This is a genomic window from Nocardioides sp. W7, from assembly GCF_022919075.1.
Classification (GTDB): domain Bacteria; phylum Actinomycetota; class Actinomycetes; order Propionibacteriales; family Nocardioidaceae; genus Nocardioides.
Genome location: NZ_CP095078.1, coordinates 4,520,030 through 4,535,186, shown reverse-complemented (window position 1 = coordinate 4,535,186; position 15,157 = coordinate 4,520,030). Strand labels below are relative to the sequence as shown.

Genomic DNA, 15,157 nt, shown 5'->3' with positions numbered 1-15,157 from the left:
GCGGATGGTTCCAGATCCGGCCGACTCCCGAGAAGGGCTGGTCGACCCCCTTCCTGCGAGTCCTCGCTCAGGGGATGAGCCTTCGTTCGCGCAGGTCGCTGAAGATCTGCAGGAACATGCTCTCCGTCTCGACGTACTCGTGGAATCCCGCCCGTCGCGCGCGCGAGCCGTCCGCGAGGACGTCGTAGTCCCAGCCGAAGACGAAGTCGCCGAAGGCCCAGGACGAGACATCGCCGTACGGCGTCGGCAGGAGTCCGTGCTCGGCGACCATCCGGCCCCAGAGGTCGCCCTTGTCCGCCATGACGTCGGTGAGCGACATCGGCAGTGGGGGAGCGGTCTCGAGATCGAAGAACGCCGCGATCCGGGGCCACATGCTGCGCCAGCGGAACAGGTCCCCGTTCGTGATGTTGAACGCCTGGTTGGCGGTGCTCGGATCGGTCGCGGCCCAGGTGGTGGCCTTCGCCAGGAGCCCGGCGTCGGTCATCTCGATCAGGCTGTCGTAGGCGCCGGGGGAGCCGGGGAACCGCAGCGGGATCCCGAGCTCCTTGCTGATCGAGGCGTAGATCGCGATGACCATGGCGAGGTTCATCGGGTTGCCCAGGCCGATGCCGCACACGACCGAGGGGCGCATCGCCGACCAAGTCCAGGGGGTCGCGGACGACTGGGCGGCCTGGCGGGCCTCGAGGAACGACTGCTGGTCCACGTTGAACTCGGGAGGCATGTGCGGGGGGTCGTCCTCCCGGGCCGGCGTGCTGAACGGGCCGAGGTGGGCGCCGTACACCTTGTAGCCCTGCATCAGGCTGACGTGCTCGAGTCGGTGGGCCACCGACTCGACGGCGTCGAGGGTGTTGACGAGCATCCCGAGGTTGGGAGGCACCAGCTCGGCCCAGGTCGGCCGGTCCTGGTAGGCGGCGTAGAAGACGTGGGTCACCTCGCTCAGGTCGGCGAGCGCGTCGATCGTCGCCTGCCGGTCCAGCAGGTCGACGGCGCGGTGACGCAGCCGTGGCCCGTCGACTCCGCCGCGCCGGGAGACGCCGATGACGTCCCAGTCCTCCTGGAGCAGGTGCTCGACGAGGTTGCCCCCGATCACTCCGCGGGCGCCGATCACCAGTGCCGTACGTGCAGGCATCACGTTCTCCTATCGTCATATCGGAATCTTGCGATGCCTTTCTAGCACGAGATACCGCGATATTGCGATGTGACGATAGGATCCGAGGCATGACCACTGCGGAGGACGAGCTCGTGCAGGCCCTCAAGGCGCTCGCCCACCCGACCCGCCTCGCGATCCTGGGCTGGCTCCGGGACCCGGCGAGCTTCCCGCCGCAGGACCAGCCGGCCGAGGAGGTCGGCGTCTGCCTCAAGCACATCCAGGCGCGCGCCGGCGTCTCGCAGTCGACGGCGTCACAGTTCATGGCGGTGCTTCACCGCGCGGGCCTGGTCACCAGCACCCGGATCGGCCCCTGGACCCACTACCAGCGCAACGAGGAGCGCATCGCCGCGATCGCCGACGCGATGCGCACCCGCGTCTAGGTGTACCTGACCAACGTGTTGGCCAGGTACACCTAGGTCGTGGAGGACGCCTGGGGCAGTGTGCGCTCAGGCATCCACGACGATGGCGATGATGAGCGGACTCCGGCGGAACTTCTTGTACGCCCAGCGGCCGACCTCGCGGGTGAGCATCTGCTCGAGCTGGTGCGTGTCGCCGATGGCTTCCGCCGCGGCCCGGGCCAGGGTCTTCTCGACGACGGGGATCGCCGTCCGGAACGCCTCGCGGTCGTGGACGAAGCCCCGGATCATGAAGTCCGGCTCCTCGGCCAGCTTCCCGGTGTCGGCGTCGACGAGGGCGAGCACGGTGACGACGCCCTCCTCGGCGAGCGTGCGCCGGTCCTTGAGCGACGACTCGGTCGCGCCGCCGACGGTCTGCGCGTCGACGTACACGTTGCCGGCCGGGACCTTGCCCGTGATCTTCGCGCGGCCCTTCACCAGGTCGACGACCACGCCGTCCTCGGCGAGGATGACGCGCTCGGGGTCGACTCCGGTCCTGATCGCCAGGTCGGCGTTGGCCTGGAGGTGCCGCCACTCGCCGTGCACCGGCATCACGTTCGTCGGTCGGACGATGTTGTAGCAGTAGACCAGCTCGCCGGCGCTGGCGTGACCCGAGACGTGCACCTTCGCGTTGCCCTTGTGCACCACCTTGGCGCCCCAGCGGCTGAGCCCGTTGATGAGCGAGGAGATGGCGGTCTCGTTGCCGGGGACGACCGAGCTGGCCATCAGCACCGTGTCGCCTTCCCCGATCCGGATCTTGTGCTCGCGGTTGGCCATCCTGGACAGCGCCGCCAGCGGCTCGCCCTGGGATCCCGTGCAGACGATCGCGACCTTCTTCGGCGGCATCCGCTCCAGCTGCTCGAACGGGACCACGAGGTTCTCGGGGTACCGCAGGTAGCCCAGGTCACGGGCGACGCCCATGTTGCGCACCATCGACCGGCCGACGAAGGCGACCTTGCGGCCGTGCTCCTCGGCGGCGTCGAGGACCTGCTGGATGCGGTGCACGTGGCTGGCGAAGCTGGACACGATGATGCGGCGGGGCGCCGTACGGAAGACCGTCTCGATCGCGGGGGTGAGCTCCCGCTCGGACATGGTGAACCCGGGGACCTCCGCGTTGGTGGAGTCCGTCATGAACAGGTCGACGCCCTCCTCGCCGAGACGGGCGAAGCCGCGCAGGTCGGTGATGCGGTCGTCGAGGGGGAACTGGTCCATCTTGAAGTCCCCGGTGTGCAGGACCAGGCCGGCCTGGGTGCGGATCGCCACGGCGAGGCCGTCGGGGATGGAGTGGTTGACCGCCAGGAACTCCAGGTCGAACGGGCCGAACTTGACCCGGTCGCCCTCCTTCACCTGGTTCAGCTGGGGCTTGATCTGGTGCTCCTTGAGCTTGGCCTCGATCAGCGCCAGCGTGAGCTGGGACCCGACGACCGGGATGTCGCGTCGTTCCCGCAGCAGGTACGGCACCCCGCCGATGTGGTCCTCGTGCCCGTGCGTCAGGACCACGGCGACCACGGAGTCGATCCGATCCCGGAACCAGGTGAAGTCGGGCAGGATGACGTCGATGCCCGGCTGGTGCTCCTCGGGGAACAGCACCCCGCAGTCGACGATGAGCAGCTTGCCGCGATGCTCGAACACGGTCATGTTCCGGCCGATCTCGCCGAGGCCGCCCAGGCCGACGATGCGCAGGCCGTCCGCGGGGAGTTTCGGGGGCAGCTGGAGTTCGGGGTGGGGGTGGCTCACGACCTCACGCTAACCGAGGTGACCCGGGTTCCCGTCCTCCGGACGCCCCGGTGGGCACTCGACCGGTCGGCAGGACCGGGTCAGGTACGCCGGCTCCGCAGACCTGGACCGCTTCCCCGAGGCGCGCCTAGGCTGACCGCGTGCTGTCGTGGCGTTCCCGGAACTCGTTCCTGTCGATCTGCTCCGAGGGTTCGGTGCTGTCCATCGGCAGCATCGGCTCGTTCGCCTCCATCGGGTCCATCGGCTCGGCCATGTCCGTCGGCTCGATCGGGTCGCTGATGTCGGCGATGTCGATGCTGTCGGCCCAGAGCAACTGCTCGATCTTGAGCCGCCGGAGCAACTGCTCCATCCTCAGCGACGAGAGCAACACCTCCATCCTGGGCCACCGGACCGACCGTGCGGTGCTGGGACGCCGAAAGCACGAGAGTCCCTGAGCTTCGTTCTCCTTGTACGGCGACGCGGGGGCGTTCTGGGTCCAGCCACCCGACCGGCAGCGGTGGAGGAACACCGGGGAGTCCCATCGGGGCATCGTCCGTCCGACTGCCGGCGATGGTCTGGCGGCACACCGCCGACCGGGCGGCCGTCCTCGCTCCGACGCTCCGGATGGTCAGTGTGCGGTGCGGGCGATCGCGTCGTTGAGGATGCGTGCCGCGTCGGGGTAGGCCGCCGGGTGCGGGCCGGCGTAGTTGAGGCGGACGAAGGGGCCGGTGGGCTCGGCGGGGAACCACTCGTCGCCGGCGGCGACGACGAGGCCCGCGCGCTCGCAGTGCTGGGTGACCCGGCCGAGGTCGGTGCCGTCGGGCAGCCGGACCCAGAGGTTCAGCCCGCCGGGCGGCAGGTGCTGCAGCTCGGCCAGGGGCGCGTGGTCGTGCAGGGCCCGGGCCAGGAGGTCGCGGCGCAGGCGGAGCTGGTCGCGGACCTGGCGTCGGTGGGTGGTCCAGGAGGGGTTGGTGACGACGTCGAGTGCGGCGGCCTGGAGGAGGTCGCTGACGTACATCGACTCGGCCTGCCGGTCGGCCAGGATCCGGTCCCGGGCGGGGCCGCGGGCGATGACGGCGGCGACCCGGAGGGCGGGGGAGACGCTCTTGGTCAACGATCGCAGGTAGACCACGTGGCCGGTGTCGTCGTGGGCGGCGACGGGAACGGCGGAGCTGGCGATGGCGAAGTCGTGGGCCCAGTCGTCCTCGACGAGGAAGGCGCCGTGGTCACGGACGATGTCGAGGATCCGGCCGTGCACGGCGGGCGGCCACTGGGCGCCGGTGGGGTTGGCGTAGTTCGGCTGGGCGTAGAACAGGCGCGCGCCGGTCTCCTCGAACGCGCGGGCCAGCTCGGCGGGATCCGGTCCGGCGGGCCCGCTGGGCACGGGGACGATACGGGCGGCGGCCTGCTGGGCCGCGAGGATGGCACCCCAGTACGTCGGCGACTCCATGATCAGGGGCTGGCCGGGCGCGAGCAGGGCACGGAAGATCGAGCTCAGGCCGCTCTGGCTGCCGGGTACGACGATGACGTCCGAGGGCACGGGTGGAGTCAGGCCGGCCGGGGTCGCGTCGCCGAGCTCCTGGGAGAACCAGGACTGCAGCTGGGGCAGGCCGGCGGCCGGCGAGCGTCCCAGCGCGGCCTCGCTGCGCGTCGCGCGGGTCAGGGCGGAGCGCACCAGCCGGGCCGGCAGGAGCTCGCGGTCGGGGTAGCCGGAGTGCAGGGCGATCACGTCGTTCGGGACGTCGCGCAGCGCCGCGGCACCCGAGTCGATGGGCGTGTGCGGTGAGCGAAGGGCGCCGCTCTGCCAGCCGTAGTCGGCGGTGCGGTGCGTTCGTGCTGCCCGGACGAAGGTCCCCACCCCGGCGCGGCTCTCGATCCGGCCTTCGCCGGTCAGGGTGCGCAGGGCTCGCTGCACGGTCACCGGGCTCGCGGCGTACTGGGCCACCAGCTGGCGCGTCGACGGCAGCCGGGCGCCCGGCGCGGCGGTGGCGATCCAGCCGCGCAGCCCGGCCACGATCCGGGCGCTGCTATCGTCGGCCATGAGAGTTGACAGTAGCGCTACTCACGCGCCGACGACACCGCTACCGGGGTCGTCCCGCGCCGGACTCGGCTGGGGACTCGTGGGAGTCGTCGCCTTCTCCTTCACCATGCCGTTCACCAGGGTCGCGGTCGACGGGCTCTCCCCGTTGTTCATCGGCGCGGGCCGGGCGGTGGTGGCGGCCGTCCTGGCCGCGCTCGCCCTCGCCCTGACCCGCCAGCAGTCTCCCGTCGGAGCCCAGTGGGGGCGCCTCGCGGTCATCGGGGGCGGGGTCGTGGTCGGGTTCCCGCTGCTGACGTCGTTCGCGCTCACCACCGCCCCGGCGAGCCATGGTGCCGTGGTGGTCGCGGTCCTCCCGGCGGCCACCGCCGTACTCGCGGTGCTGCGCGGTCACGAGCGCCCGCCCCGGGCCTTCTGGGTCGCGGCCGGACTCGGAGCCATCGCTGCGCTCGGGTTCGCCACGGTCCAGTCAGGGGGTCTGGGGCAGCTGCACGTGGCCGACCTGCTGTTGTTCGGAGCCGTCGTGGCCGCGGCCGTCGGCTACGCCGAAGGTGGCCTCCTGGCCCGCGAGCTCGGGGCCTGGCAGACGGTCTCCTGGGCGCTGGTGCTCTGCCTGCCGGTCATGCTCACCCTCACCGTCGTCGCGGCGGTACGTCAGCCGCCGCACGGGACGCCCGCCGAGTGGGCGGCCCTCGGCTACCTCGGCGTGATCTCGATGTACCTGGGGTTCTTCGCCTGGTACCGCGGGCTCGCGCTCGGACCGATGGCCCAGGTCAGCCAGACGCAGCTCCTCCAGCCGATCCTGAGCATCGCCTGGGCCGGCCTGATCCTGGGCGAGCAGATCGGCGCCGCCACCCTCCTCGGCGCCGTCGTGGTCATCGCCTTCGCCGCCTCCGCCGTACGAGCCCGCGCCCGCCGAGCCCGCGGGATCACCCGCAGCGGATGAGGCGGCCTGCGCGAGCGCGTGAAGGATGGACACGGCGCAGCGGGAAGGAGGAACGGCCATGCGGTGGTGGTTCGCGTCCGTCCTCTCGTGCCCGGCCGCCCGTTCGGGGTCCCCATGCTCGGCGTGAACCGAGAGCCCGGCGGAGCGACGGAGCGGGCGCCGGTGCGTCGGCTGAGAAGGGTCAACCTCGTGTCGGCGCTGGCGTTCATCCTCGGCGGCAGCCTCTTCGCCCTGGGTGCACTCCTCGCCCAGCTCGGGGTGGGTCCGCTGGTGATCGTGAACCTGACCTACCTGGTCGGTGGGTTCTTCTTCAGTCTCGGCGGCTACGCCTCGATCCTGCTCGTCAGCGCGGTGCCCGGGCCACGCGGGCGCGCCTGGCTGAGTGCGGTGGTGCTGTTCGTCGGAACGCTGCTGTTCGCGGTCAGCCTCGTGGCGGCCTTCGCCCAGGGGCTCACGCCCCGCCAGTCCAACGGATGGATCTGGTTCCCCGACATCCTCGGCTGCGTCTGCTTCCTCGCGTCCGGCCACCTCGCGATGCTCGAGGTGGGCGCCGGTCATCTCGAGGTGCACGTCCATGAGCTCGCCTGGTGGGTGGTGGCGATCAACCAGGTCGGTTCCGTCGTCTTCTTCCTCGCCGGGATCGCCGCCTTCACTCGTCCCGCGACCTCCAGTGCTCTGGACGCCGGACTCGTCAACTGGGGGACCTTCATCGGCGCGGTCTGCTTCGCCGTGGGCGGGTTCCTGCAGCTCCTCGTCACGCCAACCTCGACAAGAACGGCGGTGCAGCACGCATGACCACCCTGAGCCAGTCAGCAGCCGAATCGCTCTACGGCAACCGGTTCCTGACCGAGAAGGCCCCGGCCACCTCCTTCCCGCAGAGCGGGATGCATCCCACCGACGCCATGCGGCTGGTCGGCGAGGACCTGAACCTCGAAGGCGAGCCGCAGCGCAACCTGGCCACCTTCGTCACGACCTGGATGGAGCCCGAGGCGCAGCGGATCATCGCGGAGAACCTGCACCGGAACTTCATCGATCACGCGGAGTACCCGATCTCGGCCGAGATCGAGCAGCGCTGCGTCCGGATGCTGGCCGACCTGTTCAACGCCCCGGGCGCGACGACGGGCTGCCGCACCCAGGGGTCCTCCGAGGCGATCATGCTTGGCGCCCTCTCCCTGAAGTGGAAGTGGAAGGAGCGCCGGCAGGCCGCGAACCTGTCGACCGATCGGCCCAACCTCGTCTTCGGCGGGGACGTCCACGTGGTGTGGGAGAAGTTCTGCCGCTACTTCGACGTCGAGCCGCGGATCGTGCCGCTGGAGGAGAACAAGTACACGATCGGTCCCGCGGACGTCGAGCCGCACCTCGACGAGAACACCATCGGCGTCGCAGCCGTCCTGGGCACCACGTTCACGGGACACATGGACGACATCCGCGGCATCAACGACCTGTTGCTCGACGTCAGGAACCGCCGCGACCTGGACATCCCCCTCCACGTGGACGCCGCCAGCGGCGGGTTCGTGTGGCCGTTCCTGTACCCCGACTCGGCGTGGGACTTCCGGCTCGAGCAGGTGCGCTCGATCAACGTGTCGGGTCACAAGTACGGGCTCGTCTACCCCGGGATCGGCTGGCTGGTCTTCCGCGAGGAGTCCGACCTCGCCCAGGATCTGGTCTTCTACGAGAACTACCTCGGCAAGACCGATGCCACGTTCACGTTGAACTTCTCGACGGGCGCCGCGATGGTCCTGGCGCAGTACTACAACTTCGTCCGCCTGGGACGCGACGGCTACACCTACGTGATGAGGCAGATGCAGCAGAACGCCCAGGCGCTGGCGACCAACCTGCGCGACGGCGGCAGGTTCGAGGTGATCGGCGGCGCGGCCGAGCAGCTTCCGCTGGTGGCCTTCCGGCTGTCGGGGGAGCACACGACGTACGACGAGTCCGACGTCGCGTGGCAGCTGGCCGCGGAGCGCGGCTGGATGGTGCCGGCGTACACCCTGCCCCCCAACGCCGAACGGGTGAAGATCATGCGTGCGCTGGTGAAGGAGACCCTGAGCCGCGAGCAGATCGAACGCCTGACCCGCGACATCGCGGACGCGTGCGCGACCCTCGACGAGAAGGGCGGTACGGCGCAGGCCGAGCGTCGACAGACCAAGCGCGGGTCCGGGTACTGACGGCGACGGTCCGTCGCGAGAGCCGTGCCCGCCGGGTCACTGGCGGGTGGTGGCGATCCGCATCCGTTCCTCGGGGGTGAGGAGGCGACGTGCCCACCACCCCGTGGGGGGAGATCCCGACCGCCGTAGGTGGCTACCTGGAGTTGCCGACACCCGCCACGGATGAAAGTCATTCGACACGCGCGACGGCAGCGCCCCGGTTGTGACCCGCTCACGGCCGGGGCGCCCGGTGTCCCGTCGGCCGCCGTCAGGACGGGCTCCTCGGGTTCCTCGTGCTACGGGTCGGCGCGGATCCAGCCGCGCCGGAGACCTTCCTCGACGAGCCGTCCGGTGACCGACCCCAGCGTGGTCGACGCGGCGACGACCCCCGCCTCCCGGGCCCGGACGGTGGACTCGGTCGCACCGGGCATCTGCCAGGTGCCGCCGTGGTTGAGCCAGTTGAGCAGCATCGGCTCCAGGCGGTCCATCGCCTTGCAGAATCGCGCCTCGGGGGTCGCCGCGGACTCGAACTCGTCCCAGAGGGCGCGCACGTGAGCCGCCTGGTCGGGCGGAAGCAGCGTGAACAGTCGCTCGGCCGCCGCCTCCTCGCGCTCGACCTGGTCCACGACGGCGTCCGGGTCGAAGACGGGGCTGTCGCCGGCGTAGATCTCCACCAGGTCGTGGACGACCACCAGCTGCATCGCGTGCCCGACGTCGATCGGCTCGTCGGAGTACTCGGCCAGCAGCATTACCATCAGGGCGAGGTGCCACGAGTGCTCGGCGTCGTTCTCCCGACGACTCGCGGCGGCGAGCGGTGAGGCGCGCAGGATCGTCTTGAGTCGGTCGGCCTCGGCGACGAAGGTCAGCTGCTGACGTATTCGCTCGTCGAGGTCGTCGGGCAACGGGCTGCCGTCGATGACCAGGCGCGGGTCGTCCGAGGCGGGCACGACGCCGAGCCTAGGTCCTCGCGGCTACGCCGATCCGGTGGGACGTCGACCGGGCGCCGACGTGAGGGGCGAGGCTACGACGGGGAGGTCGGCGTAGGTGACGATGCCGGGCCGGGCTGCGACCACTCCGGGGATCGCGTGCACCACCGGCATGCCGGTGATGGTCATCCCGATGCCGTGCAGGTCCTCGACGGTCAAGGTCTCGAGGGGCTGGTCGGGCATGATCCCGAGCGTCAGAGTGATCCGGGGTGAGCCGTCGACCTCGATCCGGTAGCCGTGCTCGACCGGCATCGGCGGCTCCAGCTCACGGCTCATCACCCACCGCTGGTGCAGCTCCAGGACCTCGACACCGTCGACGATGCCGACGTAGCGGAGGTCGAGACCCGCGACCGTCCCGGCGGCGATCGGCCGACCCGGCAGGTCCAGGTCGTGGACCGCGGCGGCGAAGCCGACGTGGCAGCCGACGTCGTCGAGCTCGATGCCCATCGTGTCGGCGAGCACCTCCACGCCGTCCTCGAAGACCGCCACGGCCGCGCGTACGGCGTCGGCGTGGCCCGGGTCGCCCATGGGCCGGCCCCAGCCAAGTCCGTCCTGGTTGCTGTCGGACGCGAACAGGCTGACGTCGACCGACTCGACCGCGCGGACGTGCCGGACCTCCTCGCACACACCGGTCGCCACGGCGCCGAGGAGCTGGGCGAATCCCGGGTTCATCCCGCTGCCGAAGATGCTGGCCGCACCGGCCTCGGCGGCGGCCCGGATCGTGGCGCGAGCGTCCTCGCCGAGGGTGCGTCCGGTCAGGAACTCGGCCGAGGTGACGACGTTGACGCCGGCCCGGAGGATGCGGCTGACCTCGTCCACGTCGAAGCGCAGGGGCGTGTAGAGGACGCAGTCGGGTCGCAGCGCGAGCAGCGCCGCGACGTCGTCCGTGGCGAGGATGCCGGTCTCCACGTCGAGGCGGCACAGCTCCCCGACGTCCCGCCCGACCTTGTCCGCGCTCCAGGCGTAGCACCCGACGAGGTCCAGGTCGCGGCGGGCCAGGACGGCGCGGACCGTCTTGCGGGCCACGTTGCCCGTCGTCCACTGCACGACCCGCAGCGGCCGCCTCACAGCAGGTCCGTGATCGTCCGGAGGCCGGCGTCGTACAGGACGCCGGGCAGCATCCCGCCGTCGAGCTCGATCGTGGTGCCGTTGATGTAGTCCACGTCGCCCGAGGACAGGAACACGCAGGTCCGGCCGACCTCGGCAGGGGTTCCGGCTCGTCCGAGCGGGACCTTCTCGAAGTAGCCCGCCCCGGTCGGGTCGTCGGCCGGCAGCACGAAGCTCTGGAAGTTGTCGGTCATGGTCGGACCGAGCGCGAGGCAGTTGACCCGGGCGTGCGCGCCCCACTCCTCGGCCAGCGATCGGGTCAGGTGGTTGAGACCGGACTTCGCTGCGCCGTACGAGACCAGCGACGGCGAGCCCGCCGGGTGACCCGCGCCGCTGGAGATGTTGACGATCGACCCGAGACCGTCCTGGGTGGCCATCTGGCGATAGACCCGGATCGCGAACCACAGCGGGCTGATGAGGTTCATCTGCACGGCGAACGCGTGGAAGAGCGCCGTGCGCTCGAACTCGTCGGCAGCCCGCGGGGAGCCCTGGATCTTCTGCACCAGCTCCGGGACCGCCTCGACGGCGGGCGACGGCACGGTGCCCCCGGCGTTGTTCACCAGGATGTCGACCCGGCCGAACTCGGCGACGACCCGGGACACGAAGGCGTCGATCGCCCCGTAGTCGCCCTGGTCGCACACCCACTGCCGCGAGCGCCGGCCGTCGTCGTCGAGCCCCTCGGCGCCGGGCAGGCCCGGCAGCTCGCCACGCGAGCAACCGACGACGGTGGCGCCCGCCCGGAGGAGCTCGGCCGCGATGCCGGTCCCGACTCCTCGGCTGGTGCCGGTGACGATGGCGATCTTGCCGGCCAGGGGCTGAGGTTCTGCTGCAGTGCTCATGGACGGGAAACATAAAAGGGTTTATGTTTCCGCGCAAGACTCGACGAGGGGTGTTTCCATGACCAAGCGCGTGATCCAGTTCTCGACCGGCAACGTCGGTCGCAAGGCGCTGGAGATGATCATCGGCAGGCCCGATCTGGAGCTCGTCGGCGTACACGCCGGGAGCGCCGACAAGATCGGTCGTGACGCCGCCGACCTGTGCGGACTCGACACTCCGACCGGGGTGGTCGCGACCGACGACGTCGCCGCCCTGGCGGCCCTGGGTGCGGACTGCGTGGTCTACACGAACCAGGCCGAGACCCGCCCGGAGGAGGCCCTGGCCGAGGTCTGCGCGTTCCTGGAGGCCGGCACCAACGTCGTCGGCTCCTCGTTCGTGTGGCTGGTGAACCCGAGGACCGCTGACGCCTGGCTGCGCGACCCCATCGAGGCGGCCTGCTCCGCCGGCGGTACGTCGATGTACGTCAACGGGATCGACCCGGGCTACTCCGGCGACACCCTCGCCCTCGCCGCGCTGAGCCTGGTCGGACGGGCGGACAGCGTCCGCGTCCAGGAGATCTTCGACTACGCCGACTACGACGACTACGACTTCACCGGGGTCACCTTCGGGTTCGGCTCCCTGCCGGGCGCCGAGCCACCCATGATGTTCCTGCCCGGCGTGCTCGCCTCGATCTGGGGCGGGTCCGTCCACCTGCTCGCCGACGCTCTGCAGGTCGAGCTCGACGACGTGCGCGAGTTCTACGAGCCCTGGGTCACGCCGACCGCGATCGACTGCGTCATGACCCACGTCGAGCCCGGCCGGATCGCCGCCGTCAGGTTCGGCGTCGAGGGCATCGTCGCCGGGCGACCCGTCATCATCGTCGAGCACGTCAACCGGCTGACGCCCGCGGCGGCCCCCTCCTGGGCCTACCCGCCCGAGGGACACCTCGGCGTCCACCGGGTCGTCGTCGAAGGCTCGCCCGGGGTCGAGCTCAACAGTCACGTGGGACTGGGGGGAGTCTCCGAGACCGAGGCGGGGGTGGTGGCGACGGCCGCCCGGATCGTCAACGCGATCGACGCCGTCTGCGCCGCCCCGCCCGGACTGCTCGGCGTCGTAGACCTTCCCGCGTCGTACGCCGGACGTGTGCTGGGGTGAGCCCCATGACCTCCATCCAGCCCACCCGGCCGGCCTCGGGCCGACAGGCCCGGGCGGACGCGACCCGGCAGCGCATCCTCGACGAGACGGTCGCGTGCATCCTGGAGGAGGGCTACCCGGCTGCGAGCGCCAAGCACATCGCGGAACGAGCCGGGGTCACCTGGGGAGTCATCCAGTACCACTTCGGTGACCGCAGCGGGATCCTCGCCGCGGTCACCGAGGCCGGCCTCGCCGAGTTCGTGGCCGCGATGGAGTCCGTCTCGATTCCCGACGGGCCGCTGCGCGCGCGGCTGGAGGCCATCGTCGAGGCGGGGGAACGGGCCTTCACCAGCCGGCTCTCCCTCGCCAGCTTCGAGATCCTGATGGCCACCCGGAGCAGTCCCGACCAGACCCTGGACGCCCAGGCCGAGCCCTTCGGGCGCGAGGTCAGGCGTCTCGGCGCGCGCGTCGCGCCCCGCCACGACCGCACCGTCAGCAGGGTCCTGCTCACCGGCCTCCGAGGCATGGCGCTCCTCCAGCTGGTCGCGCCGGTCACGGTCGACTCCCGACGCGAACGGGCAGCCCTGGTCGACGTGCTCCTGGCCTACCTGGAGCTGACTGCGACCGACCAGGACGACCAGGGGTCGGCACGCCTCTAGGGTGGAGCGATGGCGTCGGTCAAGCAGTTCCAGGTCACCTTCGACTGTGCCGAGCCCGAGCGCGTCGCGCGCTTCTGGTGCGAGGTGCTGGGGTACGTCGTACCGCCTCCGCCGGAGGGCTTCGCCACCTGGGACGACTTCGACCGCACCCAGCCGGCCGAGGACCAGGGGTCGGCGTTCGCCTGCGTCGATCCCTCGGGGGTCGGCCCGCGACTGTTCTTCCAGCGCGTCCCCGAGGGCAAGGTCGTCAAGAACCGGCTGCACCTCGACGTGCAGGTCGGCACCGGGCTCGTGGCCGAGGAGCGCCTGGCCGCTCTCGAGGCCGAATGTGCGCGGCTGCTCCCGCTCGGCGCCGTGCGCGTGCGACTGCTGACCGCCGACGGCGTGAACGAGTCGTGCCTGGTGATGCAGGACGTCGAGGGCAACGAGTTCTGTCTCGACTGAGCGCCCGGCGCCCTGATCAGGGGGCGGCGTACGCCGGGAGCGGTGGGTCGAAGGTGAGCGCGGTGTTGGGAGCGAGGTCCGCGATCTCGTCGCGCGGCCAGACCGCCGTGCCGAGGTAGCGCCTGCCGTCCAGGGTGAGCCGCACCTGGTAGGTGAACGGTGGCGGGCCCAGCTGGGCCGCCTGCTGTGCCTGGTCCTGCTCGCCACGGAAGAACAGGGTGCCCTCGGCGTAGCACTCGCCATGGTCTCGGCCCTCGGCGTCGAGGGTCATCGAGCGCCCGTTGGCTGCGGTCACCGTGACCTCGACGTCCGCCTCCCGCGGTTGGAAGGCCAGGTCGTCGACACCGACCTCCACGGGGTGGGTCTCCAGCTCGCCGGCCTCCGAGGCGAGCGCGACGTAGGCGCTGGGTTGGTCTGCCGGCCCGTCGCTCGGGGTGGCCCACAGGAAGCTGGCGCGCACGCTGCCCTGGTCGCCGCTGCCGAACAGGTTCACGCTGTAGCGGCCGGCCGGACCGACCGGGTCGAGGTGGAACAGGTGGTCGCCGGTGCGGGTGACCGGCACCGTGTGCTGGCGTGGGCAGTCGACGCCGAGCTCGGTGAAGGTGGCCTCGAACCTCCAGTCCTCGACACCGAACCAGAAGTCCAGGGCGGCTGGACTTCCGACGCCCGGCAGGTCTCTTGTCTGCTCCATTCCGTAGGGACAGATGCTCCGCGATATCCCTTTTCGGTTGGGTGGCCCCGTCCAGCAGTAGGACGACGGCTTCAGCGCGAGGTCGCGACTGGCGAGCCGGAGCACCACCGGTGAGGGCTGCTCGCCCCACTCGTACGTCGGTTCCGGCCGTTCGGTCTCGGTCTCGGTCGGGGCGGGGCTGCTCGTGGCCGGGCCGCCGGAGTCCTGCGGGTGGTCCGGTCCGAGCGGCTGGGTGCCGATGGCGATGGCGGCGACGGCGACCATCGCCGTACCGCTGGCTGCGAGTGCGCGGTGCCGGCGGCGACGCCGGTCGCGTCGCGCCAGGACCTCGCGGAAGGGCACCGACTGCTCCGGGGTCAGGGCGTCGACGTGCCTGCGCAGGCGGTCTTCGAAGTCGTTCACGTGCTGCTCCGTTCCTCGTCGGCCAGCAACGGCGCCAAGGCTGCGCGAGCGCGCGACAGCCTCGACTTCACCGTGCCGGCGGGGACGTGGAGCAGCTCGGCGACCTCGGCGACCGAGAGGTCGTGCAGGTGGTGCAGCACCAGGACGGTGCGCTGGTCGACGGGCAGGCCCGCGAGCGCCTCGTCCAGCTCCACGTCGTGCCCGGGTCCGGCCGCGGGCGGCGCCGTCGCGGCGCGCCGGCCGAGCAGGGCCAGCCCGCGGACCGCCACCTGCCGTCGGCGGTGACGCGACACGAGCGCCCGCACCGCGACCGTGCGCAGCCACGCCTCCGGGTCGGAGTAGTCGCGGACCTTGCCCCAGTGCTCGAGCAACCGGACGAAGGCGTCCTGAGCGACCTCCTCGGCGTCGGCCCGACTCCCACCGATCGTCGTGAGCAGACCCACCAGCGAGGGGCAGGCCCGCGCGTACAGGGCGGCGACTTCGTCGGTCTCCACACCTGTATCACGCGACAGCGCCCGGTCCGGTT

The 15,157-nt window shown here is 71.1% G+C and carries 16 protein-coding genes; 7 read left to right on the top strand and 9 right to left on the bottom strand.

The genetic code is table 11. The annotated features are described in order from the left end of the window. Positions 1–67: 67 nt before the first annotated feature. Entirely contained in the window at positions 68–1,129 is a 1,062-nt protein-coding gene (locus tag MUB56_RS21220; RefSeq protein WP_244929005.1) for an SDR family oxidoreductase, read from the bottom strand. 89 nt (positions 1,130–1,218) lie between these two features. Between MUB56_RS21220 and MUB56_RS21215 the strand changes: the two genes are divergently transcribed. Further along, positions 1,219–1,530, top strand: a complete 312-nt coding sequence (locus MUB56_RS21215) for a metalloregulator ArsR/SmtB family transcription factor (RefSeq protein ID WP_244929004.1) — start codon at positions 1,219–1,221, stop codon at positions 1,528–1,530. Between the two features lie 66 nt (positions 1,531–1,596). On the opposite strand, the gene MUB56_RS21210 is transcribed toward MUB56_RS21215, so the two are convergent. From MUB56_RS21210 to MUB56_RS21200, 3 genes are all read right to left on the bottom strand, one after another. Beyond that, a complete protein-coding gene (locus MUB56_RS21210) occupies positions 1,597–3,282 on the bottom strand; it encodes a ribonuclease J (RefSeq protein WP_244929003.1) in 1,686 nt (561 codons plus the stop codon). A gap of 127 nt (positions 3,283–3,409) precedes the next feature. After that, positions 3,410–3,658 carry a hypothetical protein gene (locus MUB56_RS21205; RefSeq protein WP_244929002.1) on the bottom strand — a complete coding sequence of 83 codons (249 nt, stop codon included), beginning with the start codon at positions 3,656–3,658 and terminating at the stop codon, positions 3,410–3,412. A 231-nt stretch (positions 3,659–3,889) separates the two neighbouring features. Further along, the gene (locus MUB56_RS21200) at positions 3,890–5,302 is read right to left on the bottom strand and encodes a PLP-dependent aminotransferase family protein (RefSeq protein WP_244929001.1); all 1,413 of its coding nucleotides are present in this window, start codon (positions 5,300–5,302) and stop codon (positions 3,890–3,892) included. Between MUB56_RS21200 and MUB56_RS21195 the strand changes: the two genes are divergently transcribed. The 3 genes from MUB56_RS21195 to MUB56_RS21185 all read left to right on the top strand — a co-directional run bounded on the left by MUB56_RS21195 (position 5,301) and on the right by MUB56_RS21185 (position 8,413). After that, positions 5,301–6,245: a DMT family transporter gene (locus MUB56_RS21195; RefSeq protein ID WP_280637319.1), complete on the top strand. Its 945-nt coding sequence runs from the start codon at positions 5,301–5,303 to the stop codon at positions 6,243–6,245. The two genes, MUB56_RS21200 and MUB56_RS21195, sit on opposite strands and share 2 nt — an antisense overlap. 123 nt (positions 6,246–6,368) lie before the next feature. Beyond that, positions 6,369–7,040, top strand: a complete 672-nt coding sequence (locus MUB56_RS21190; protein ID WP_244928999.1) for a hypothetical protein — start codon at positions 6,369–6,371, stop codon at positions 7,038–7,040. Beyond that, a complete protein-coding gene (locus MUB56_RS21185) occupies positions 7,037–8,413 on the top strand; it encodes a glutamate decarboxylase (protein ID WP_244928998.1) in 1,377 nt (458 codons plus the stop codon). Before MUB56_RS21190 ends, MUB56_RS21185 begins: the two co-directional genes overlap by 4 nt. 275 nt (positions 8,414–8,688) lie before the next feature. Here MUB56_RS21185 and MUB56_RS21180 read toward each other — a convergent pair whose 3' ends face one another. The 3 genes from MUB56_RS21180 to MUB56_RS21170 are packed head-to-tail and all read right to left on the bottom strand — an operon-like array spanning position 8,689 to position 11,324. Continuing rightward, positions 8,689–9,339, bottom strand: a complete 651-nt coding sequence (locus MUB56_RS21180; protein WP_244928997.1) for an HD domain-containing protein — start codon at positions 9,337–9,339, stop codon at positions 8,689–8,691. 24 nt (positions 9,340–9,363) lie between these two features. Continuing rightward, positions 9,364–10,446, bottom strand: coding sequence for a hypothetical protein (locus tag MUB56_RS21175; protein ID WP_244928996.1), 1,083 nt, complete (start codon positions 10,444–10,446; stop codon positions 9,364–9,366). Then, a complete protein-coding gene (locus MUB56_RS21170) occupies positions 10,443–11,324 on the bottom strand; it encodes an SDR family oxidoreductase (RefSeq protein ID WP_244928995.1) in 882 nt (293 codons plus the stop codon). Before MUB56_RS21170 ends, MUB56_RS21175 begins: the two co-directional genes overlap by 4 nt. 58 nt (positions 11,325–11,382) lie before the next feature. On the opposite strand from MUB56_RS21170, the gene MUB56_RS21165 reads away from it, so the two are divergent. Genes MUB56_RS21165 through MUB56_RS21155 form a run of 3 tightly spaced genes read left to right on the top strand, consistent with a single transcriptional unit; the run spans position 11,383 to position 13,538 of the window. Beyond that, the gene (locus tag MUB56_RS21165; protein WP_244928994.1) at positions 11,383–12,456 is read left to right on the top strand and encodes a diacylglycerol kinase; all 1,074 of its coding nucleotides are present in this window, start codon (positions 11,383–11,385) and stop codon (positions 12,454–12,456) included. Positions 12,457–12,461: 5 nt separating this feature from the next. Next, positions 12,462–13,094 (top strand): TetR/AcrR family transcriptional regulator, encoded by a 633-nt coding sequence (locus MUB56_RS21160; protein ID WP_244928993.1) that lies wholly within the window; start codon positions 12,462–12,464, stop codon positions 13,092–13,094. A gap of 9 nt (positions 13,095–13,103) precedes the next feature. Continuing rightward, positions 13,104–13,538, top strand: coding sequence for a VOC family protein (locus MUB56_RS21155; RefSeq protein ID WP_244928992.1), 435 nt, complete (start codon positions 13,104–13,106; stop codon positions 13,536–13,538). A 16-nt stretch (positions 13,539–13,554) separates the two neighbouring features. Here MUB56_RS21155 and MUB56_RS21150 read toward each other — a convergent pair whose 3' ends face one another. Both MUB56_RS21150 and MUB56_RS21145 read right to left on the bottom strand, forming a co-directional pair. Then, the gene (locus MUB56_RS21150; RefSeq protein WP_244928991.1) at positions 13,555–14,631 is read right to left on the bottom strand and encodes a hypothetical protein; all 1,077 of its coding nucleotides are present in this window, start codon (positions 14,629–14,631) and stop codon (positions 13,555–13,557) included. Beyond that, the gene (locus MUB56_RS21145) at positions 14,628–15,125 is read right to left on the bottom strand and encodes a sigma-70 family RNA polymerase sigma factor (RefSeq protein WP_244928990.1); all 498 of its coding nucleotides are present in this window, start codon (positions 15,123–15,125) and stop codon (positions 14,628–14,630) included. The genes MUB56_RS21150 and MUB56_RS21145 overlap by 4 nt, the downstream gene beginning before the upstream one ends. Between the last annotated feature and the right edge of the window lie 32 nt (positions 15,126–15,157).

What these genes read in the sequence shown, in the direction of transcription:
- MUB56_RS21155 (WP_244928992.1), top strand. Translation starts at nt 13,104, where the DNA reads ATGGCGTCGGTCAAGCAGTTCCAGGTCACCTTCGACTGTGCCGAGCCC.
- MUB56_RS21170 (WP_244928995.1), bottom strand. Translation starts at nt 11,324, where the DNA reads ATGAGCACTGCAGCAGAACCTCAGCCCCTGGCCGGCAAGATCGCCATC.
- MUB56_RS21165 (WP_244928994.1), top strand. Translation starts at nt 11,383, where the DNA reads ATGACCAAGCGCGTGATCCAGTTCTCGACCGGCAACGTCGGTCGCAAG.
- MUB56_RS21220 (WP_244929005.1), bottom strand. Translation starts at nt 1,129, where the DNA reads ATGCCTGCACGTACGGCACTGGTGATCGGCGCCCGCGGAGTGATCGGG.
- MUB56_RS21215 (WP_244929004.1), top strand. Translation starts at nt 1,219, where the DNA reads ATGACCACTGCGGAGGACGAGCTCGTGCAGGCCCTCAAGGCGCTCGCC.
- MUB56_RS21160 (WP_244928993.1), top strand. Translation starts at nt 12,462, where the DNA reads ATGACCTCCATCCAGCCCACCCGGCCGGCCTCGGGCCGACAGGCCCGG.
- MUB56_RS21185 (WP_244928998.1), top strand. Translation starts at nt 7,037, where the DNA reads ATGACCACCCTGAGCCAGTCAGCAGCCGAATCGCTCTACGGCAACCGG.
- MUB56_RS21205 (WP_244929002.1), bottom strand. Translation starts at nt 3,658, where the DNA reads ATGGAGGTGTTGCTCTCGTCGCTGAGGATGGAGCAGTTGCTCCGGCGG.
- MUB56_RS21195 (WP_280637319.1), top strand. Translation starts at nt 5,301, where the DNA reads ATGAGAGTTGACAGTAGCGCTACTCACGCGCCGACGACACCGCTACCG.
- MUB56_RS21200 (WP_244929001.1), bottom strand. Translation starts at nt 5,302, where the DNA reads ATGGCCGACGATAGCAGCGCCCGGATCGTGGCCGGGCTGCGCGGCTGG.